17 protein-coding genes are annotated in these 16,700 nt (G+C 65.8%); 7 read left to right on the top strand and 10 right to left on the bottom strand.

What is annotated here, in order from left to right:
• Positions 1-7: 7 nt before the first annotated feature.
• Genes JQ507_11940 through JQ507_11915 form a run of 6 tightly spaced genes read right to left on the bottom strand, consistent with a single transcriptional unit; the run spans position 8 to position 5,410 of the window.
• Positions 8-784 carry a MetQ/NlpA family ABC transporter substrate-binding protein gene (locus JQ507_11940; GenBank protein ID QRI72127.1) on the bottom strand — a complete coding sequence of 259 codons (777 nt, stop codon included), beginning with the start codon at positions 782-784 and terminating at the stop codon, positions 8-10.
• Between the two features lie 28 nt (positions 785-812).
• Positions 813-1,595 (bottom strand): MetQ/NlpA family ABC transporter substrate-binding protein, encoded by a 783-nt coding sequence (locus JQ507_11935; GenBank protein QRI72126.1) that lies wholly within the window; start codon positions 1,593-1,595, stop codon positions 813-815.
• Positions 1,596-1,642: 47 nt separating this feature from the next.
• Positions 1,643-2,308 carry an ABC transporter permease gene (locus tag JQ507_11930; GenBank protein ID QRI72125.1) on the bottom strand — a complete coding sequence of 222 codons (666 nt, stop codon included), beginning with the start codon at positions 2,306-2,308 and terminating at the stop codon, positions 1,643-1,645.
• Positions 2,298-3,419 carry a methionine ABC transporter ATP-binding protein gene (locus tag JQ507_11925; GenBank protein QRI72124.1) on the bottom strand — a complete coding sequence of 374 codons (1,122 nt, stop codon included), beginning with the start codon at positions 3,417-3,419 and terminating at the stop codon, positions 2,298-2,300. Before JQ507_11925 ends, JQ507_11930 begins: the two co-directional genes overlap by 11 nt.
• A gap of 45 nt (positions 3,420-3,464) precedes the next feature.
• Positions 3,465-3,785: a ferredoxin family protein gene (locus tag JQ507_11920; protein ID QRI72123.1), complete on the bottom strand. Its 321-nt coding sequence runs from the start codon at positions 3,783-3,785 to the stop codon at positions 3,465-3,467.
• The gene (locus JQ507_11915; GenBank protein ID QRI72122.1) at positions 3,782-5,410 is read right to left on the bottom strand and encodes an FAD-binding protein; all 1,629 of its coding nucleotides are present in this window, start codon (positions 5,408-5,410) and stop codon (positions 3,782-3,784) included. Before JQ507_11915 ends, JQ507_11920 begins: the two co-directional genes overlap by 4 nt.
• A gap of 311 nt (positions 5,411-5,721) precedes the next feature.
• Between JQ507_11915 and JQ507_11910 the strand changes: the two genes are divergently transcribed.
• Positions 5,722-7,059 carry an LLM class flavin-dependent oxidoreductase gene (locus tag JQ507_11910; GenBank protein QRI73304.1) on the top strand — a complete coding sequence of 446 codons (1,338 nt, stop codon included), beginning with the start codon at positions 5,722-5,724 and terminating at the stop codon, positions 7,057-7,059.
• Between the two features lie 5 nt (positions 7,060-7,064).
• Here the strand turns inward: JQ507_11910 and JQ507_11905 are convergent, their stop codons facing one another.
• Positions 7,065-8,156, bottom strand: a complete 1,092-nt coding sequence (locus JQ507_11905; protein QRI72121.1) for an LLM class flavin-dependent oxidoreductase — start codon at positions 8,154-8,156, stop codon at positions 7,065-7,067.
• 363 nt (positions 8,157-8,519) lie between these two features.
• Between JQ507_11905 and JQ507_11900 the strand changes: the two genes are divergently transcribed.
• From JQ507_11900 to JQ507_11875, 6 genes are read left to right on the top strand one after another with little or no spacing between them, the layout of a single operon-like run.
• Entirely contained in the window at positions 8,520-9,326 is an 807-nt protein-coding gene (locus JQ507_11900) for an ABC transporter permease subunit (GenBank protein QRI73303.1), read from the top strand.
• Positions 9,323-10,048, top strand: a complete 726-nt coding sequence (locus JQ507_11895; protein QRI72120.1) for an ABC transporter ATP-binding protein — start codon at positions 9,323-9,325, stop codon at positions 10,046-10,048. The genes JQ507_11900 and JQ507_11895 overlap by 4 nt, the downstream gene beginning before the upstream one ends.
• 17 nt (positions 10,049-10,065) lie before the next feature.
• Positions 10,066-11,067, top strand: coding sequence for an NrtA/SsuA/CpmA family ABC transporter substrate-binding protein (locus JQ507_11890; protein ID QRI72119.1), 1,002 nt, complete (start codon positions 10,066-10,068; stop codon positions 11,065-11,067).
• Positions 11,068-11,104: 37 nt separating this feature from the next.
• The gene (locus tag JQ507_11885) at positions 11,105-12,334 is read left to right on the top strand and encodes an acyl-CoA dehydrogenase family protein (protein QRI72118.1); all 1,230 of its coding nucleotides are present in this window, start codon (positions 11,105-11,107) and stop codon (positions 12,332-12,334) included.
• A 36-nt stretch (positions 12,335-12,370) separates the two neighbouring features.
• Complete coding sequence (locus JQ507_11880) at positions 12,371-12,943, top strand: flavin reductase family protein (protein ID QRI72117.1); 573 nt, start codon at positions 12,371-12,373, stop codon at positions 12,941-12,943.
• Positions 12,944-12,960: 17 nt separating this feature from the next.
• On the top strand, positions 12,961-13,908 hold the full coding sequence (locus JQ507_11875; GenBank protein QRI72116.1) for a serine acetyltransferase: 948 nt from the start codon (positions 12,961-12,963) through the stop codon (positions 13,906-13,908).
• Between the two features lie 3 nt (positions 13,909-13,911).
• Here the strand turns inward: JQ507_11875 and JQ507_11870 are convergent, their stop codons facing one another.
• The 3 genes from JQ507_11870 to JQ507_11860 are packed head-to-tail and all read right to left on the bottom strand — an operon-like array spanning position 13,912 to position 16,683.
• The gene (locus JQ507_11870; protein ID QRI72115.1) at positions 13,912-14,778 is read right to left on the bottom strand and encodes an ABC transporter permease; all 867 of its coding nucleotides are present in this window, start codon (positions 14,776-14,778) and stop codon (positions 13,912-13,914) included.
• On the bottom strand, positions 14,771-15,631 hold the full coding sequence (locus tag JQ507_11865) for an ABC transporter ATP-binding protein (protein QRI72114.1): 861 nt from the start codon (positions 15,629-15,631) through the stop codon (positions 14,771-14,773). Before JQ507_11865 ends, JQ507_11870 begins: the two co-directional genes overlap by 8 nt.
• A complete protein-coding gene (locus tag JQ507_11860; GenBank protein ID QRI72113.1) occupies positions 15,628-16,683 on the bottom strand; it encodes an ABC transporter substrate-binding protein in 1,056 nt (351 codons plus the stop codon). The genes JQ507_11865 and JQ507_11860 overlap by 4 nt, the downstream gene beginning before the upstream one ends.
• Positions 16,684-16,700: the final 17 nt, after the last annotated feature.

The raw sequence follows: 16,700 nt of genomic DNA, 5'->3' as shown, positions 1-16,700 counted from the left end.
CCGCGCCTTACCAGGTCGCGATGTAGGTGCCCTTGAAGCGCTTGTCGAGGAACGCCTTCACTTCGTCGGAGTGATAGGCATCGACGAGCTGCTTGACCCAGGGCTTGTCCTTGTCCTCTTCGCGCACCGCAATGATGTTGACCCACGGACCGTCCGCCGCCTCGCGCGCGATGGCATCCGCGGCGGGATTGAGGCCGGCCTGAACCGCGTAGTTGTTGTTGATCGACACCAGGTCGACATCCTGCAGCGACCGCGGCAGCTGTGCAGCGTCCAGCTCGACGAAGCGCAGCTTCCTGGGGTTGTCGGTGATGTCAGCGATCGTCGAAGCGACGCTACTCGGATCCTTCAGCTTGATGATCCCGTGAAGGGCGAGGATCATCAGGCCCCGCGCGCCGTTGGACGGATCGTTGGCGATCGCCACCCGCGCCCCTTCCGGCAGGTCGGTGAGCTTCTTGTACTTCAGCGAGTAGACGCCCTGTGGCGACGCAATCGTGTTGGCGACCTTGACGATCTTCCACCCGGTCTTGGAGATCTGGTTCTTCAGATACGGCTCGTGCTGGAACGAATTCGCCTCGATATCTTTCAGCGCCAAGGCCTGGTTCGGAATCACATAGTCGGTGAACTCCACGACCTTGATATCGAGTCCATGGCCGGCGGCCACCTTCTTCACGACGTCGAGGACCTCGGCGTGCGGGCCGGCTGTCACGCCGACCCGGATGGTCTCGGCCCTGCCCGGGCCGATCAAGAGAGTCGCCGCAGCGATTGCGGCCAGCAAGATGCGCATGAATGTCTCCTAGCCGCAGGATCGGCCGTTACCAGCTCGGCAGCACCGCGCCCTTGAACTTGGTCAGGACGAACTCCTTGACCTCCGGCGAGCGGTAGCTGTCCACCAGGGTCTTGACCCACGGCTTGTCCTTGTCGGTGCTGCGCACCGCGATCAGATTGACGTACGGCCCCTTCGGATCCTCACGCAGGATCGGGTCCTTCACGGGATCGAGTCCGGCCTGGGTCGCATAGTTGGTGTTGATCGCGGCGGCATCGACATCGTCCAGCGCGCGAGGCGCCTGGGCTGCGTCGACCTCGACGAATCTGAGCTTCTTGGGATTTTCCGTGATGTCGACGACCGACGGCTTGAAGCCGACCCCATCCTTCAGCTTGATCACGCCCTTGTCACGCAGCAGCAACAGCACACGGCCGCCATTGGTCGGATCGTTCGGGATCGAGACCTTGCCGCCATCGGGAATATCGGCCCAGGCCTTGTGCTTCTTCGAATAGACGCCGATCGGAAAGTTGACCGTCAGCCCTACCGACTCGATCTTGTAGCCACGATCGGCCTTCTGGTTGTCGAGATAAGGCTGGTTCTGGAACGAATTGGCCTGGATATCGCCGGCATCGAGCGCGGCATTGGGCACGACATAGTCGGAGAACTCGATGAGCTGGATGTCGAGCCCGCCCTTTGCGGCGATCGGCTTCACTGCCTCGAGAATCTGGGCGTGCGGGCCCGGCGTCACGCCGATCTTGATCGTTTCAGCGGCGGCCGCTGCCGACCAGACAGCGAGGGCGCTCGCGAGCGTGACAACAGAACGAAACGACATCTTGGTCTCCGTGAGATAGGCAAAACAGGTGGCGTAGTGGTGATGCGTCAGCGATGACGCAGCCGGCGATTGACCCGGCGCGCCAGATAATCGCCGGCGGTCTGCACGGTCTGCACCAGCGCGATCAGCACCACGACGACGGCCAGCATCATCTCCGGCATGAAGCGCTGATAGCCGTAGCGGATGCCGAGATCGCCGAGGCCGCCGCCGCCGACGGCACCGACCATCGCGGAGTAGCCGAGCAGGCTGACGACCGCGAGCGTCAAGGCCAGCACCAGACCGGGCAACGCCTCCGGGATCAACACCTTGAACACGATCTGCAGCGGACTGGCGCCGAACGACGATGCCGTTTCGATCAGGCCGCCATCGACTTCGCGGATCGCGCCCTCGACCAGGCGCGCAATGAACGGCGTCGCCGCGATGGTCAGCGGCACGATCGCCGCGCCCGAGCCGATCGAGGTGCCCGCGATCAGGCGCGTGAACGGAATGATCGCAACGACCAGGATGATGAACGGCGTCGAGCGGGTCGCGTTCACAACCATCCCGAGGATGCTGTTGACGGCGGGCGCCGCGAACAGCTCCCCCTTGCGGCTGGTTGCCAGGAAGATCCCGATCGGCAGACCGAAGACGGTCGCGAGCAATGCGGCGACCGACACCATGAACAGGCTCTCGCCGGTCGCCTGGATGATCAGATTGATGAGTTCACGCGACATAGCCGAGCCGCTCCACCGGGAAGTTGTGCTGAGACAGATAGGCCACGGCCTGCTTGACCGCGGCCTCGCCGCCGGGAATGCCGATCGTCAACGAACCGACGTGCTGGCCGCCGATCTCGTCGATCCGCGCCGACAGCAGCGCGACGTCGATCGACAGCTCGCGCGCCAGCCGCGCAACAATCGTATCGCCGGCATCGCTGCCGCGGACCTGCAGGCGGATGACGGCCCGTCCGCCGGCGATCGGTTGTGCCACCAGGCGGCTCGCCAGCGATACCGGAACGCTGTCGCCGACCACTTCCGAAAGGAAGGCCTGCGTGACCGGATGGCTGGGATGGGTGAAGATGTCGGCAACATGGCCGCGCTCGACAATCTCGCCGGCGTCGATCACCACGACCTCCTTGGCAAGCTGCCGCACCACCGACATTTCGTGGGTGATCAGGACGATCGTCACGCCGAGCTCGCGATTGATGTTGGCAAGCAGGTCGAGGATCGCACGGGTGGTCTGCGGATCGAGCGCCGAGGTCGCCTCATCCGAGAGCAGCACATTCGGCCGCGTCGCCAGCGCACGGGCGATGCCGATGCGCTGCTTCTGGCCGCCGGACAGTTCGGACGGATAGCGGTCGTATTTGTCGGCGATGCCGACGAGCTCCAGCAGTTCCTCCACGCGGGCCGCGATCTCGGCTCTCGACCAGCCGGCGATCTCGAGCGGCAAGGCGATATTGTCCGCCGCCGTGCGTGACGACAGCAGGTTGAAATGCTGGAAGATCATGCCGATCGAGCGCTGCGCCAGCCGCAGCTCGCGGCCGGCAAGCCCTGAGATGTCGCGGCCGTCGACGACGACCCGTCCGGCCGACGGCTTCTCCAGCCCGTTGATCAGCCGCACCAGGCTCGATTTTCCGGCGCCGGAGCGACCGATCACGCCGGTGATCGATCCGCGCGGTATGGCAAAGTCGATTCCGGCCAGCGCCTGCACGCTCGGCTTATCGCGGTAGGCCGGATAGATCTTCGAAACGGACTCGAACCGCACCATCGTATCGCGCTCGATCGGAGCAGATGCGATAGGCGGCGTCTCGACGGGTTGCACCGCCGTCAGCGATTGATGCACGTTCATTCAGTCGTCCAATTCGAATGGCTTTGGTCGGTCGGAGTCGCGGACTCAATGACCAAAGAGAAGGTAACTGCGGTCGTCGCCGCGGCGATCCCGCGTACCGTCGGTCCAGCCGACAGCCCGCCGATAGCTCCCCATCGCGTCGGTTTGCCTGAGCGCGACGAGGTCGATCGCCTGGGCCTGATCGGCGAAAGGCGATACATAGAGCGCATCCTCGGGACAGTAAAGCTCGCAGAGAAAGCAGGTCTGGCAATCGCTCTGCCGGGCAATCACCGGAACTCCGTCGGTCTTGTCGAACACGTTGGTCGGGCAGACGTTGACGCAGATGTCGCAGGACGTGCAACTGGCGGCATCGATGACTTCGATCATTCCGCAGCCTCCGCATAGGCCGCGTCCGCATGCGGCCGGACCGAGGTCCAGACCTCGTCGAGGCCGCCGCTCGTCACGTAATGCCGCTGGCGATCGTCCTGCTCGGGGAAATCGTCGCGGCGATGCATGCCGCGGCTTTCCTGGCGCGCCAGCGCGCTGCGATACATCAGCCGCGCGGTTGCCAGCATCGCGGCGCCTTCGCGGGCCCGCAACAGATCGGCCCTGGAGGCGGCGTCCGCCTCCGAGACGTCGAGCCAGGCCCCATCGAGCCGCGCCAGCGCCCCCTCAAGCCGCGAAGCCTCCCGGAAATAGTTCAGCTCATACGGGAACACTTCTCTCTGGACCGCCTTCGCCAAGGCAGCCGGCTCGAACGCCCGCCGCGACCGGCTGCGAAACGCGATCGTTCCCGATGGCGACAGCTTCCGCCGGCCTGTCGGACCGAATTGTCGGGCGTAGTCGGCGGCACCCTGCCCCGCCCAGCTGCCCGACGACATCGCCCAGGCCGCGTTATGGCTGCCTCCGCCGGTGAAGCCGCCGCAGATCAGTTCGCGTGTCGCCGCGTCCCCGGCCGCATAGAGCCCGGCCACGCTGGTGGCGCAGCTGTCATCCACGATGCGCAGACCGCCGGTACCGCGGACCGTCCCTTCCAGGCGCAAGGTGATCGGAAAGCGATCGTTGAATGGATCGATGCCGGTGCGGTCGAACGGCAGGAAGAAGTTCGGCTGCGAGACGCGCATCTGCCGCTGCACATCGTCATCGGCCTTGTCGAGCCGGGCATAGACCGGCCCCTCAAGCAACGCGCGTGCGATCGCCGACCGTCCGCCCTTCGACGCCGCGCCGGGAACGACGCTGCCGTCATCATGAGTGAAGGTCGCCCAGCCGTAGAACAGCGTCTTGGTGACCGAGCCGAACGCTGCCGAGATCGCATAGGGGTTGGAAAACTCCATGCTGCTGAACTCGGCACCGACCTCCGCGGCCATCAGGTAACCGTCGCCGGTCAGTACGTTCGATCCGAGCGTCTTGCTCAGGAATGCGCAGCCGCCGGTCGCGATCACGACGGCCTTGGCGCGAACCGTCCAGCGATCGTCCTTCTGCCGGCGCACGCCGCTCGCACCGGCGACCGCCCCGGCGTCGTCCACCAGCAATTCCAGCGCCGGGCTGTGATCGAGGATGGTGACGCCGGCCTGCTTGGTGCGCTTGCGCATCAGGCGCATATATTCCGGGCCCTGCAGCGAGTTGCGCTGCGACTTGCCGCTGTCGTCGACCGGATAGGGATAGCCCCAATCGGCCAGGCGATTGCTTTGCTGATAGGTGCGGTCAAGCACGCGCGCCATCCAGCGGCGATCCTGCAGATGACCGCCGAGCTTCTCGCGGTTGGCCATCGCTGCCTCGCGCAGCGCCGGATCGGGATCGACATACCAGACGCCGGTTCCGGCCGCGGCGGTCGCGCCCGATGTGCCGCAAAAGCCCTTGTCGGCCAGCACCACGCGCGCGCCGCGCTCGGCGGCACTGACCGCAGCCCAGGTCCCCGCCGGGCCGCCGCCCAGCACCAGGACGTCGGCGTCGAACTCCACCGATCCGGTCGGTGCATGCACCCGCTCGGCGCGGTTGGGCTGGATCGTCATGCTTCATGTCTCCGGCGGACTCGAACGCGGCCCGCATCTCGGCAACATCGTTGCGCGAGCAAGCACTGCAGGCAATTGCAGATATTTGTGCAGAGTTGGACGAAGTTTTCCCCGGCATCCGCAGCCGAAGAAGATTTGTATTGCCGCACGACGGATGTTTCATGTCTGCCGTCAGCTCCGGCACCCGACGATGCGCCGGGAACTTCAACAGAGGCGAATATTTCTTTTTGCACGCGGGTGGCCGCCGCTCATTTCCTCTTACGCGCCAGGGCGATATCTCGTGACGGAGAGCATCCAAGCCCATGGCCGCCATGTCCCATCGTCAACTCCACCTCAATGTGAACCTGCTGCATTCCGGCGTCTATGCGTCGGCGTGGCGATTGCCGGACAGCGATCCCCGCGCCTGCTTTGACGTCGGCCACTACGTGCGCGTGGCGAGAATCGCCGAGCGCGGCAAGCTCGACGCCATCTTCCTCGCCGACACGCCGGCGATCACCGACCGCATCGACTATCGCTCGTTCATGTCGATGGAGCCGACCATCGTGCTCGCCACAGTCGCGGCGGCCACGACCCATATCGGCCTGATCGCGACCGCGTCGACGACCTACAACGAGCCCTACAACATCGCCCGCCGCTTCGCGACGCTGGATCTGGCGAGCGGCGGCCGGGCCGGCTGGAATGCGGTGACCACCGCCGACGCCGCGGCGAGCCGCAATTTCGGCCTCGCCAATGTGCTGGAGCACAAGGCGCGCTACGACCGCGCCAAGGAGTTCGCCGAGGTCGTGCATGCGCTGTGGGACAGCTGGGAGGACGACGCCTTTGTCGGGGACAAGGCGACCGCACGCTTCGTCGACACTTCGAAAGTGCATCCGATCGCGCATCGCGGCGCGCATTACAGCGTCGCCGGTCCGCTCAACGTCCCGCGTTCGCCGCAGGGACGCCCGGTCACGGTGCAGGCCGGCGGCTCCAGCGACGGCCGCGACCTCGCCGCCGCACAGGCCGAAGCCGTGTTCACGCTGGCGCAGACCATCGACGAAGGCGCGGCCTACGCACGCGATCTGCGGACGCGCGCCGCAGCTTATGGCCGCAGCGGTGATTCCATCGTGATCCTGCCGGGACTCGCCACCGTCATCGGCAGCACCGAGGCCGAAGCCAAGCGGCGCCAGGATGAGCTCTGGGAGCTGGTTCCGATCGAATACAGCCTTGCCCGGCTTGCCGGCACTTTGCAGGTCGATCCGGCCATTCTCGAGCTCGACAAGCCGCTGCCGGATCTGCCGCTGCCGGCCAATGCCAATCACACCATGTTTCAGGGAACCGTGGCGCTGGCCCGGCGCGGCAATCTCACGGTCCGCCAGTTGCTGCGCGCACTCGGCGGCGGCGTCGGCCACCGGATCATCGTCGGCACCCCGGAGCAGATCGCCGACGACATCGAGGCCTGGTTCAAGGCGGGCGCCGCCGACGGATTCAACCTGATGCCGGACGTGCTGCCGACGGGGCTCGAGGTCTTCGTCGACACAGTGGTGCCGATCCTGCAACAGCGCGGGCTGTTCCGACGCGACTACGCCGGCACCACCCTGCGCGATCATCTAGGATTGCCGCGCCCGGTGAGCCGCTTCGCGCGTCGGGAGGTGGCCTCCGCCAGCGCCTGACGCAATCACCGCGCAACCGCGTGGGCCGGAGCGCCGGCGGTCGCAACCGGCGCCCATTCGCGGACGCGCGGGATGACCTCCCTTGCAAAGCGCTCCATCTCGGCCTCGAACGGCTGGAACTGCAGCATGAACAACTCGATGCCGGCAGCGTGAAACGCCTTGATCCGAGTCGCCACTTCCTCGTAGCTGCCGACCAGCCCCGCGGCGGTCCCGCCATTGCTGCCGACCCGCGCCGACTTCTGCATGGTCTGCATCATCACGACCTTTGGGTCGGTGTTCTGCTTCTGGATCGCCTTGATCGGCGCATCCTTCTTCGACAGGGCGAGCAGCCGCTCATACGCGGCTTGAGCCTCGGCCTGTGTCTCGCGCGCAACGACAAAGGCGGACAGGCCGAAGCGCAGCGGCGCGCCCGCTCGCGACCGGCTCGCAACATCGGCGATCAAGCCGGCGACATCGTCGAGCGGCTGGCCGTTGATGAACCAGACATCGCCGTGATCGGCGACCAGCGCCCGCGCCGGCTCCGATTCGCCGCCGACATAGATCACCGGCCGCGACCGATAGAGACTGGAGGGCCGCAGCGCATAATCCTGCACGTCGAAATGCTCGCCCTTGTAAGTCAGCCGCTCGCCCTGCATCAGGCGTGACACCACCGTAATCCACTCGCGTCCGTAAGCGTAGCGGGCGTCGTGCTCGGCGAAGCCGATGCCGGCCTTGTCGAGCTCGGGACGATTCCAGGCATTGACCAGATTGATCGCAAACCGGCCGCGACTGATGTTCTCGATGCCGAGCGCGAGCTTGGCGAGCACGACCGGATGATAGAGATAGGGCTTGATTGCCGCGATGATCTCGATCCGGCTGGTCAGCGCCGCAAGCGCCGCTGCCGCACTCCACGCTTCGAGCTGATCGAGGTCTTCCTGATGCGGATTGATCGTGTGCTGCGCAATCAGCGTCGAGTCGTAGCCGAGCCGTTCCGCCGCGAGCACGAGGTCACGATTGCGTTCCCAGGACGCATCATAGGGCTCTTCGGGATCCTGATAGGCGGCGCGAGAACCATGCACCAGCGCCCAGATGCCAAAGCGGAGCGGTCGTGTCGTCATTTGCTGTCTCTCCTGCGACTCTTCACGTCGTTGTCGCGCCGGGTAGCACGTGAGATCAAGCAGCCGCGGATCAAAAGATTTTCCTTGCCGTGTCCTGCATGCGGATAACCGAGAAACACTCCGGAACGAACGACAATTGAAAAACCGCTCTATTTCTGTTGGCAAAAAATCGTGGGACAGTTTGAGTGTATCAACGAGTGCTTCATGCGAGACGGCAACACCAGGCCGATCGCGTGAGCGACGACATGCGCCACGCACGATCACGGACGATCGCGCGCAGCGGTGAAACAGGACGAATTCATCTTGAGCAACCTCGAACAAACCGCTTCGCCGGTTGCCTTCGACACCACATCGCGGGACGACATTGTCGCCGCCTCTGCACCGGCGCGCCGGTTCGAAATCGGCCGTCGCGGCTTGCAGCTCCTGTCATGGCTTGCACCGGTCGCGCTGCTCGTCGTCTGGGAGCTCCTGGCACAGGCCGGATGGCTGTCGCCGCAGGTGCTGCCGGCCCCGAGCAAAGTCGTGCGGACCGCATTCAAGCTGGTGGCCTCCGGAAGTCTGCTGAACGACCTCGGCATCAGCCTGTTGCGGGCAGCCGCGGGTTTCGCGATCGGTGGCACCGTCGGCTTCGCGCTCGGCACCCTGGTCGGCTTCTCGCGGATCGCCGAGGCCGCGATCGACCGCAGCGTCCAGATGATCCGCGCCATTCCATTCCTCGCCGCGCTGCCGCTGGTCATCGTCTGGCTCGGCGTTGGTGAAGCCGAAAAGATCTTCCTCGTCGCGCTCGGCGTCACCTTTCCGATCTACATCAACACCACGCTGGGAATCCGGCAGGTCGATCCGAAGCTGGTCGAGCTCGGCCGGGTCCAGGGCCTCGGCACGCTGGAGCTGATCCGCCGGATCGTTCTGCCGGGCGCATTGCCCTCGATCCTGACCGGCGTACGCTACGCGCTCGCCACCGCATGGCTGGCGCTGGTGGTGGCCGAAACCATCGGTGCCCAATCCGGCATCGGCTTCCTTGCGATGGATGCACGTGAGTTCCTGCGCACCGATGTGATCGTGCTGACGATCGTCATCTACGCGCTGATCGGGGTTGCCGCGGACGGCATCGCGCGAACTCTCGAGCGGCGGCTGTTGGCCTGGCATCCGAACTACGGGAGCGCGCGATGACCCTGCACGTCGTCCCTGCCCTTACCGCGGCCTCGCCGGCCGTGGTGGTGACAAATCTCCGCCGCGCCTACGGCAATCGTATCGTGATCGAAAACCTCAATCTGCGCATCGAGCGCGGCGAGTTCGTCGCCCTGCTCGGCGAGAGCGGTTGCGGCAAGACCACGCTGCTGCGCGCGCTCGCCGGACTCGATCCGGTCGACGGCGGACGCATCGCAGCGCCCCGGCGGCCCGCGGTCGTGTTCCAGGAGCACCGACTGCTGCCGTGGGACAGCCTGTGGCGCAACGTTGCGCTCGGCTTGCAGGTCAGCAATCCGCGCGATCGCGCCGCGACGGCGCTCGCCGAAGTCGGCCTCGGCGACCGGCTCGACGACTGGCCGCGGAACCTGTCCGGCGGGCAGGCACAGCGCGTCGCCCTGGCCCGCGCGCTGGTGCAGGAGCCTGAACTCCTGCTGCTCGACGAACCCTTCGCCGCACTCGATGCGCTGACCCGCATCCGCATGCACGACCTCGTCCGCGAGCTGGTCGCCACCCATCGGCCCGGCGTTCTCCTGGTGACTCACGATGTCGACGAGGCGATCGCGCTCGCTGACCGCATCCTGGTGATGCGCGACGGCCGGATCGCGTTCGAGCATCGCACGGCCGGTCGTGGCCGAGCATCGATCGCGCGCACCGACCTGCTCGCTGAGCTCGGTGTCGGCGCCGCTCACCCCATCCCCGCCTAGACTTTCGAAGGACAGCTATGTCTCGCTCAATCACAAAGCCTTCCCGCCGCGGTTTCCTCGGCGGTGCCGCGTTCGGCATCGGCGCCCTCGCCGGCTTCAACTTCACGGATGCCGCGCAGTCGGCCACCGGCCGCGTCACCGACACCGTCCGTCTCACCTGGGGCCTCAGCGGCCTTAATTTGATCGCCAAGGAACGCGGCGAGTTCGAGAAGCTCCTTGCCAAGGACGGCATCAAGGTCGAATGGCTGGGTCCGTTCCCCAACCATGCCCCGACATTGCAGGCGGTCACCGGCGGCAGCGCGGATTTCAGCTTCGGCGGCAGCACGACGCCGGCGCTCGCCGCCATCATTGCCGGCTCCCCGCTCGTCTTCACCCAGTTCGTGGTCTACGAGCCACGCACCACCGCGATCATTGCCAGGGACGATTCCGGCATCAACAAGATCGAGGACCTGGTCGGCAAATCGGTTGCGGTGAACCGATCCGGCCTCGGCGAGTTCCTGCTCGTTGCCGCTCTCGAGAAGCACAAGGTCGATCGCGCCGCCGTGAAGTTCGTCTATCTCAATCCGCCGGACGCCGCGCCGGCGCTGGCCTCCGGCAAGGTCGATGCCTGGTCGATGTGGAGCCCCGGCGTCGACATTGCCCGGCTCGAATACAAGGCGCACGACATCTTCCTCGAGGGTCGCGATCTGGATTTCCAGATCGATTACACCTCGTACCTGACCACCAGGAAGTTCGCGACCGAGAACCCCGCGCTGGTGCGCGCCGTCAACGACGCCTTCCGCGCCGAGGGCAAGTGGATTTCCGACAACAGCAAGGCCGCCGAATACATCGCGCAGAAGGCCGGCAAATACAGCGACCAGGTCCGCGACCAGTTCGTCGCGCTGGATCGCAAGTATCGCTACTTCCCGGTCAACGACGAAAAATTCCTGTCCGAGTTGCAGCGGGCGGCCGACTGGCTGGTGGCACGCAAGGTGTTGCCCGAACCGGTCAAGGTCACCGACCATCTCGCGCAGCTCTGATCGAAATCGTCAACCAACGTCGCTTTGGGTGAAACCAATGAACAAACCTGTCCCCGCCGCCGCGCTGGCGTCATCCGACCTGCTTCACAGTCATTCGCCTGACATCGACGCACTGCTCGGCCGCATTGCCGAGGGCGCCGGCGAGCGCGAGCGCGAGCGTGTGCTGCCCTTCGCGGAGGTCGACCTGATCCGCAAGGCGCGGCTCGGCGCGCTGCGGCTTCCGATCGAGGCCGGCGGCGCGGGCGTGTCGATCCGCGCGCTGTTCGAGGTCGTGATCCGCCTCGGCGAGGCCGACGCCAATGTCGCGCACATCCTGCGCAACCATTTCAGCGTGGTGGAACGCCTGGTGCGCCAGCCGAAGAACGACCAGCACCGGCAGTGGCAGAAAGCTGTCGCCGACGGCGCGATCATCGGCCTCGCGGCCACCGAACTCGACACGCCGAAAGTCGGAAACGTCACGCCGAACACGACGCTGACGGCGGATGGCGACGACTATCTGCTCAACGGCACCAAATATTACAGCACCGGCACGCTCTACTCGGACTACGTCCTGGTGCGCACGGCAGATGCCTCAGCCACCAATGCGGCGGTGCTCATTCCCGTCAATCGCGAAGGCATCGAGCTGGTCGACGATTGGGATGGCCTCGGCCAGCGGCTGACCGCGACCGGCACCAGCCATTTCCGCAATGTGCGCGTCAAGCGCCAGGAGGTGGTGTTCGATGCGCCCGACGCCGGCTACGGCATCCCCTACTCGAACACGTTCGCGCAGTTGTTCCTGACCGCCATCAATGCCGGCATTTCGCGCGCGATCCTGCGTGACGCCGCGGCGCTGGTGCGCTCCCGCAAGCGGACCTTCTACTACGCACCGAGCGAAACGCCGGTCGACGACCCGCTGCTGCAACAAACCGTCGGCCAGATCGCGAGCGGCGCGTTCGCGGCCGAAACCGTCGTGCTGGCGGCGGCGGAAGCGCTCGACGTCGCGACCGATGCGTTCGACGCCGGCGATGCCAATGCCGGCGATGCCGCCCACCGGGCGGCACTGCTGTCCGCCAAGGCCAAGATCGTCGCGGACGAATTCGCGATCCGGAGCGGCAGCCTGCTGTTCGATGTCGGCGGCGCCTCGGCCACCAAGAAGGCGACCAATTTCGACCGACATTGGCGCAACGCACGCACGCTCGCCTCGCACAATCCGAACACTTTCAAGGCCCGCTCGATCGGCCAATTCGAGATCAGCGGCACGCCACTGCCGGCGAAGGGCTTCTTCTGAACGACTGTCCGGTGCAGCGAGAAAGGGAGAAACCTGATGAGCAAGCCGGATATCCATCTCGTCGACGCCGATGACGAGATCGAGCGCCAGTTCCGTCTGATCATGCGCCGCCTTGCCGGCGGCGTTTGCATCATCACCGCCGGCCTCGGCGAAGACATCACGGGCATGACCGTCACCTCGCTGACCTCGCTCAGCGCGGCGCCGCCACGGCTGTTGGTGAGCATCAACCGCCAGGCGTCGTCCTTTGCCCCGATCGCGCGTCACCGGCTGTTCGGCGTCAATATCCTGGGCTCCGACCAGCAGGTGCTGGCGGAGCGCTTCAGCAACGGCCGGCTGACGGGCCGGGAGCGCTTCGAAGGCATCGACTGGAGTCATGGCTCGTCGGGCGTGCCGCTGCTCAGCCGCTCTCTGGCGATGGTCGAATGCCAGGTCGAAGAGATCATCGAGCGGCATTCCCATGGCATCATCGTGGGCCGCCTCGCCAGCATGGAGCTGTCGCACCGGCTGTCCGGGCTCACCTACTGGAACGGACAGTACGTCCAGATCGATCACGAAGCCGATCTCGATCTTCTGGCCGAGGTCAGCATTCCCCTGGCGCATGTCCGATAGGACAAGGAGAGCTCACCATGAAGCGCGAAACCCCTCCGCAGTCCCCACTCTCACCGATCGGTGCGGCAGGAACGCCACCGGGCCGCTGGCAGCTCGACCGCATCGTGGCCGAGTTGCGGGTCTCCAGGGAACAGACCCACAGCATCCGGCAAGACGGCGAGGCACGGCGCGCGCCATCGCGCGATACGCTCGAGGCGATCCTCGACGGTCTCACCGAAGCTCTGTTTCCGCGGCATTACGGCCAATCGGACCTCGACGGCGAGAACATCGACTATTTCGTCGGCAACAAGTTGAGCATCGCGCTGGATTCGCTCAGCGCGGAGATCCATCGCGGTGCGCTGTTCGTCGGCGACGAGCTCGAACCGGGTTTCGAACGCGAGGAGGCCGTCGAGCTGACGCGTGCCTTTGCATCGCAACTGCCTGATGTCCGAGGGCTTCTGATCAACGATCTGCGCGCGGCCTTCGTCGGTGATCCTGCCGCACGGAACTTTCCGGAGATCCTGATCGGCTATCCCGGCATGACCGCGGTCATCCACCATCGCCTGGCACATCTGCTGTATCGCCTCGGGGCACGGCTGATCGCCCGCCTGATGTCGGAGATCGCCCATGCGCGAACCGGGATCGACATCCATCCGGGCGCCAGCGTCGGCTCCGGCTTCTTCATCGATCACGGCACCGGGGTCGTGATCGGGGAAACCGCCATCATCGGCAACAATGTCCGCATCTATCAGGCCGTCACCCTCGGCGCGCGGCATTTTCCAACCGACGACGAAGGCAGCGTCATCAAGGGTGACGCCCGCCATCCGATCGTGGAGGATGACGTCGTCATCTACGCCGGCGCCACCATCCTCGGCCGCATCACGATCGGCCGGGGCTCCACCATCGGCGGCAATGTCTGGCTGACCAAGGACGTGCCACCGAACAGCGTGGTCACCCAGGCCACCGTCCGCAATAGGCCGGGCTGACGCTTACGCCGCGGGCTTCCACCGCATGAAGCGCCGTTCCAGCGCCTCGAGCACGGCGTTGAACACGAGGCCGATCACGGTGATCCCGAGGATGCCGAAATACATCTGCGGGATCAGGAAGCTGTATTGGCTGTTGATGATGAGATAGCCGAGGCCGGCCTTGGCGCCGACCATTTCGGACGCGACAAGGACGAGCATCGCCGAAGCGCTGGCGAGGCGGATGCCGACGAAGATGGTGGGCAGCGCCGCCGGCAGGATCACCTTGCGGAACAGCTGCTGCGGAGACGCGCCCATCGTTCGCGCCGACTTGATCAGGAGCGGATCGACCTGCTTCACCGCCGCGATGGTGTTGAGCAGCAGCGGCCAGGCGCAGCTGTAGATCACCATCGTGATCTTGGAGAGCTCGCCGATCCCGAGCAGCAGAATGAACACCGGCAGCAGTGCCAGCGGCGCGGTGTTGCGGCAGATCTCGATGAACTGGTTCAGCAGATCGCCGAGGCGGGTGTACCAGCCGACCGCAAGGCCAAGCGGCACGATCAAGACAACCGAGATCAGAAACCCGCCCAGGGCACGGAGCAGGCTGGCCGATACGTCGTCATAGAGCTCGCCGGTCTGCGCGAGCTGCCAGCCGGCAGAGATCACCTCCGAGAACGGCGGCAGGAATACCGGATCGATCAGGGCGAGCCTCGGCGCCGCCTCCCACAGCGCGAGCAGCATGACCAGCAGCAATGAGCGGCGGCCAAGGCCGGCCGATTTCCGTAGCACGGTGCGGAGGCCCTTCACGACCGGTGCCCGTCTCCGCGCAGCGGACAGCGGCTCGCCGCGCCCGCGCGCCGGTCCGAGCAACGGCGAGATCTCAAGGCTAGACATGGGCAACCTCTTTCACCTCGCGCTCGAGGCGACGCGCGGCGACCCCGCCAGCCAGTTGTTGCGCCTTCTGCACCTCTTCGCGGAGCAGGCTCCAGACTTCGTGCCGCACCTCACCGAATTCCGGCAACGCCCTGACGTCTTCGGCCTCGCTGCGCAGCACCTCGGGAATGTCGATGACCTGCTTGATCCGGCCCGGGCGCGACGTCATCACCGCGACCCGCTGGCCGAGCACGACGGCTTCGTCGATGCCGTGGGTGATGAAGACGATGGTCTTGCCGGTCGCGCGCCAGATCCGCAGCAGTTCGCCCTGCAGCGTCTCGCGGGTCTGGGCGTCTAGTGCCGCGAACGGCTCGTCCATCAGCAGCACTTCCGGATCGTAGGCGAGGCTGCGTGCGATCGCGACGCGCTGCTTCATGCCGCCGGAGAGCTCGTGCGGATAGCGGTCGGCAAAGCCGGACAGGCCGACGAGGTCGAGAAAATGCTCCGCAATCTCGTGCCGCTGCCTGGCCTTGAGGCCCGCGATGTCGAGCCCGAACTCGACGTTCTGCGCAGCGGTGCGCCAGGGGAACAGCGCATATTGCTGGAACACGATGCCGCGATCGCGGCCGGGCCCCGTAATCGGGCGGCCGTCGAGCTGGATGCGGCCGCTGGTCGGTGTCGTCAGGCCGCCGAGCAGATCGAGCAAGGTCGATTTTCCGCAGCCGCTCGGGCCGACCAGGGCCAGGAATTCGCCGGAACGAACGTCGAGCGTGATGTCTTCCAGCGCGGTGAAGCGGCCCGCGGGGCGACCGCCCTCACCGCGCGTCACGAACTCCTTGCGGACCTGCTCGAAGCGGATCTTGACCGCGCTCATCGTGCCTCCGCCGTCTTGCCGGGACGGTAATAGTTGAACTCGTTGGTGTAGGTGTCCGAGGCCTTGATCTGCCCCGGCTTGAGCAGACCGTCCTTGACCAGCCAGTCGATCCAGACCTGCAGTTCGGCATCCGAGATCACCCCGCCCTTAGACGCGACGCCGGTGCTCTTCCAGTACTTGATCGAGGAGGCATCCTCGTTGCGCTTGCGCTCCGCGATGATCCTCTCGAAGCGCGCCCGCACCTGCTCCGGCGGCGTGGTCTGCGCCCACTCAATGGCGCGCGAGATGCCCTCGACCAGTTTCCGCGCGGCATTGGGGTTGTCTTTGATGAACCTGTCCCGCAGCACATACGCGCCGCCGGTGAACTGGCCGAACAGGTCGGTATCGTTGAACAGCGAACGGATCCCGCCGCGTTCCAGCGCCTTGTCGCGCAGCACGCCGCTGAGCGCGCTGACCTCGACCTGGCCCTGCCGCAATGCCTGCTCGCCGGAAACCGGCGGAATCGCGACCAGCGTGACCTGCTTCGCCTCGCCGGCGCTGAGCCCGTTGCGCGCGAGATATTCGCGCAGCACGAATTCGAGATGGGCGCCGAGCGTGTTCACGGCGACCTTCTTGCCGATCAGGTCGCGCGCGCCCTTGATCGGGCTGTCGTCCTTCACGAAGTAGGCGTAATAGGTGTTGGCGTCGGAGCCGTAGTAGCCGACCACCGCCTTGATCGGCGCTTTCGCCGCGATCAGCTTGAGGATGGCGCCATAGAAGGCGCCGCCGATGTCGGTATCGCCGGTGACAACGGTCTGGATGTCCTGCGGACCGCTGATGGTGTTGCCGACCCATTTCAGCTTGAGCGGCGCAAGATAGCCGAGGTCTTCCGCGAGCTCGGTGAACGTCACCTGCCCGGCCCAGCCCTGATAGCGGATCTCGGTCTTCTCGAGCGGCGGCTCGGCGAGGGCCGGCGCTGCGAGGCCCACTGCGAAGGCGCCTGCGAGCAGGAGCCGCGCAACCCGGCGCGCGGCGGCGCGCCGCGCGCGAACAAATCGAATGATGGCGTTCATCTGCTGCTCCAATCGAT

This window comes from Bradyrhizobium sp. PSBB068 (assembly GCA_016839165.1).
Taxonomy (GTDB): domain Bacteria; phylum Pseudomonadota; class Alphaproteobacteria; order Rhizobiales; family Xanthobacteraceae; genus Bradyrhizobium.
Note: the sequence above shows the minus strand (reverse complement) of the source record. Positions and strands in the feature narration are given on the sequence as shown.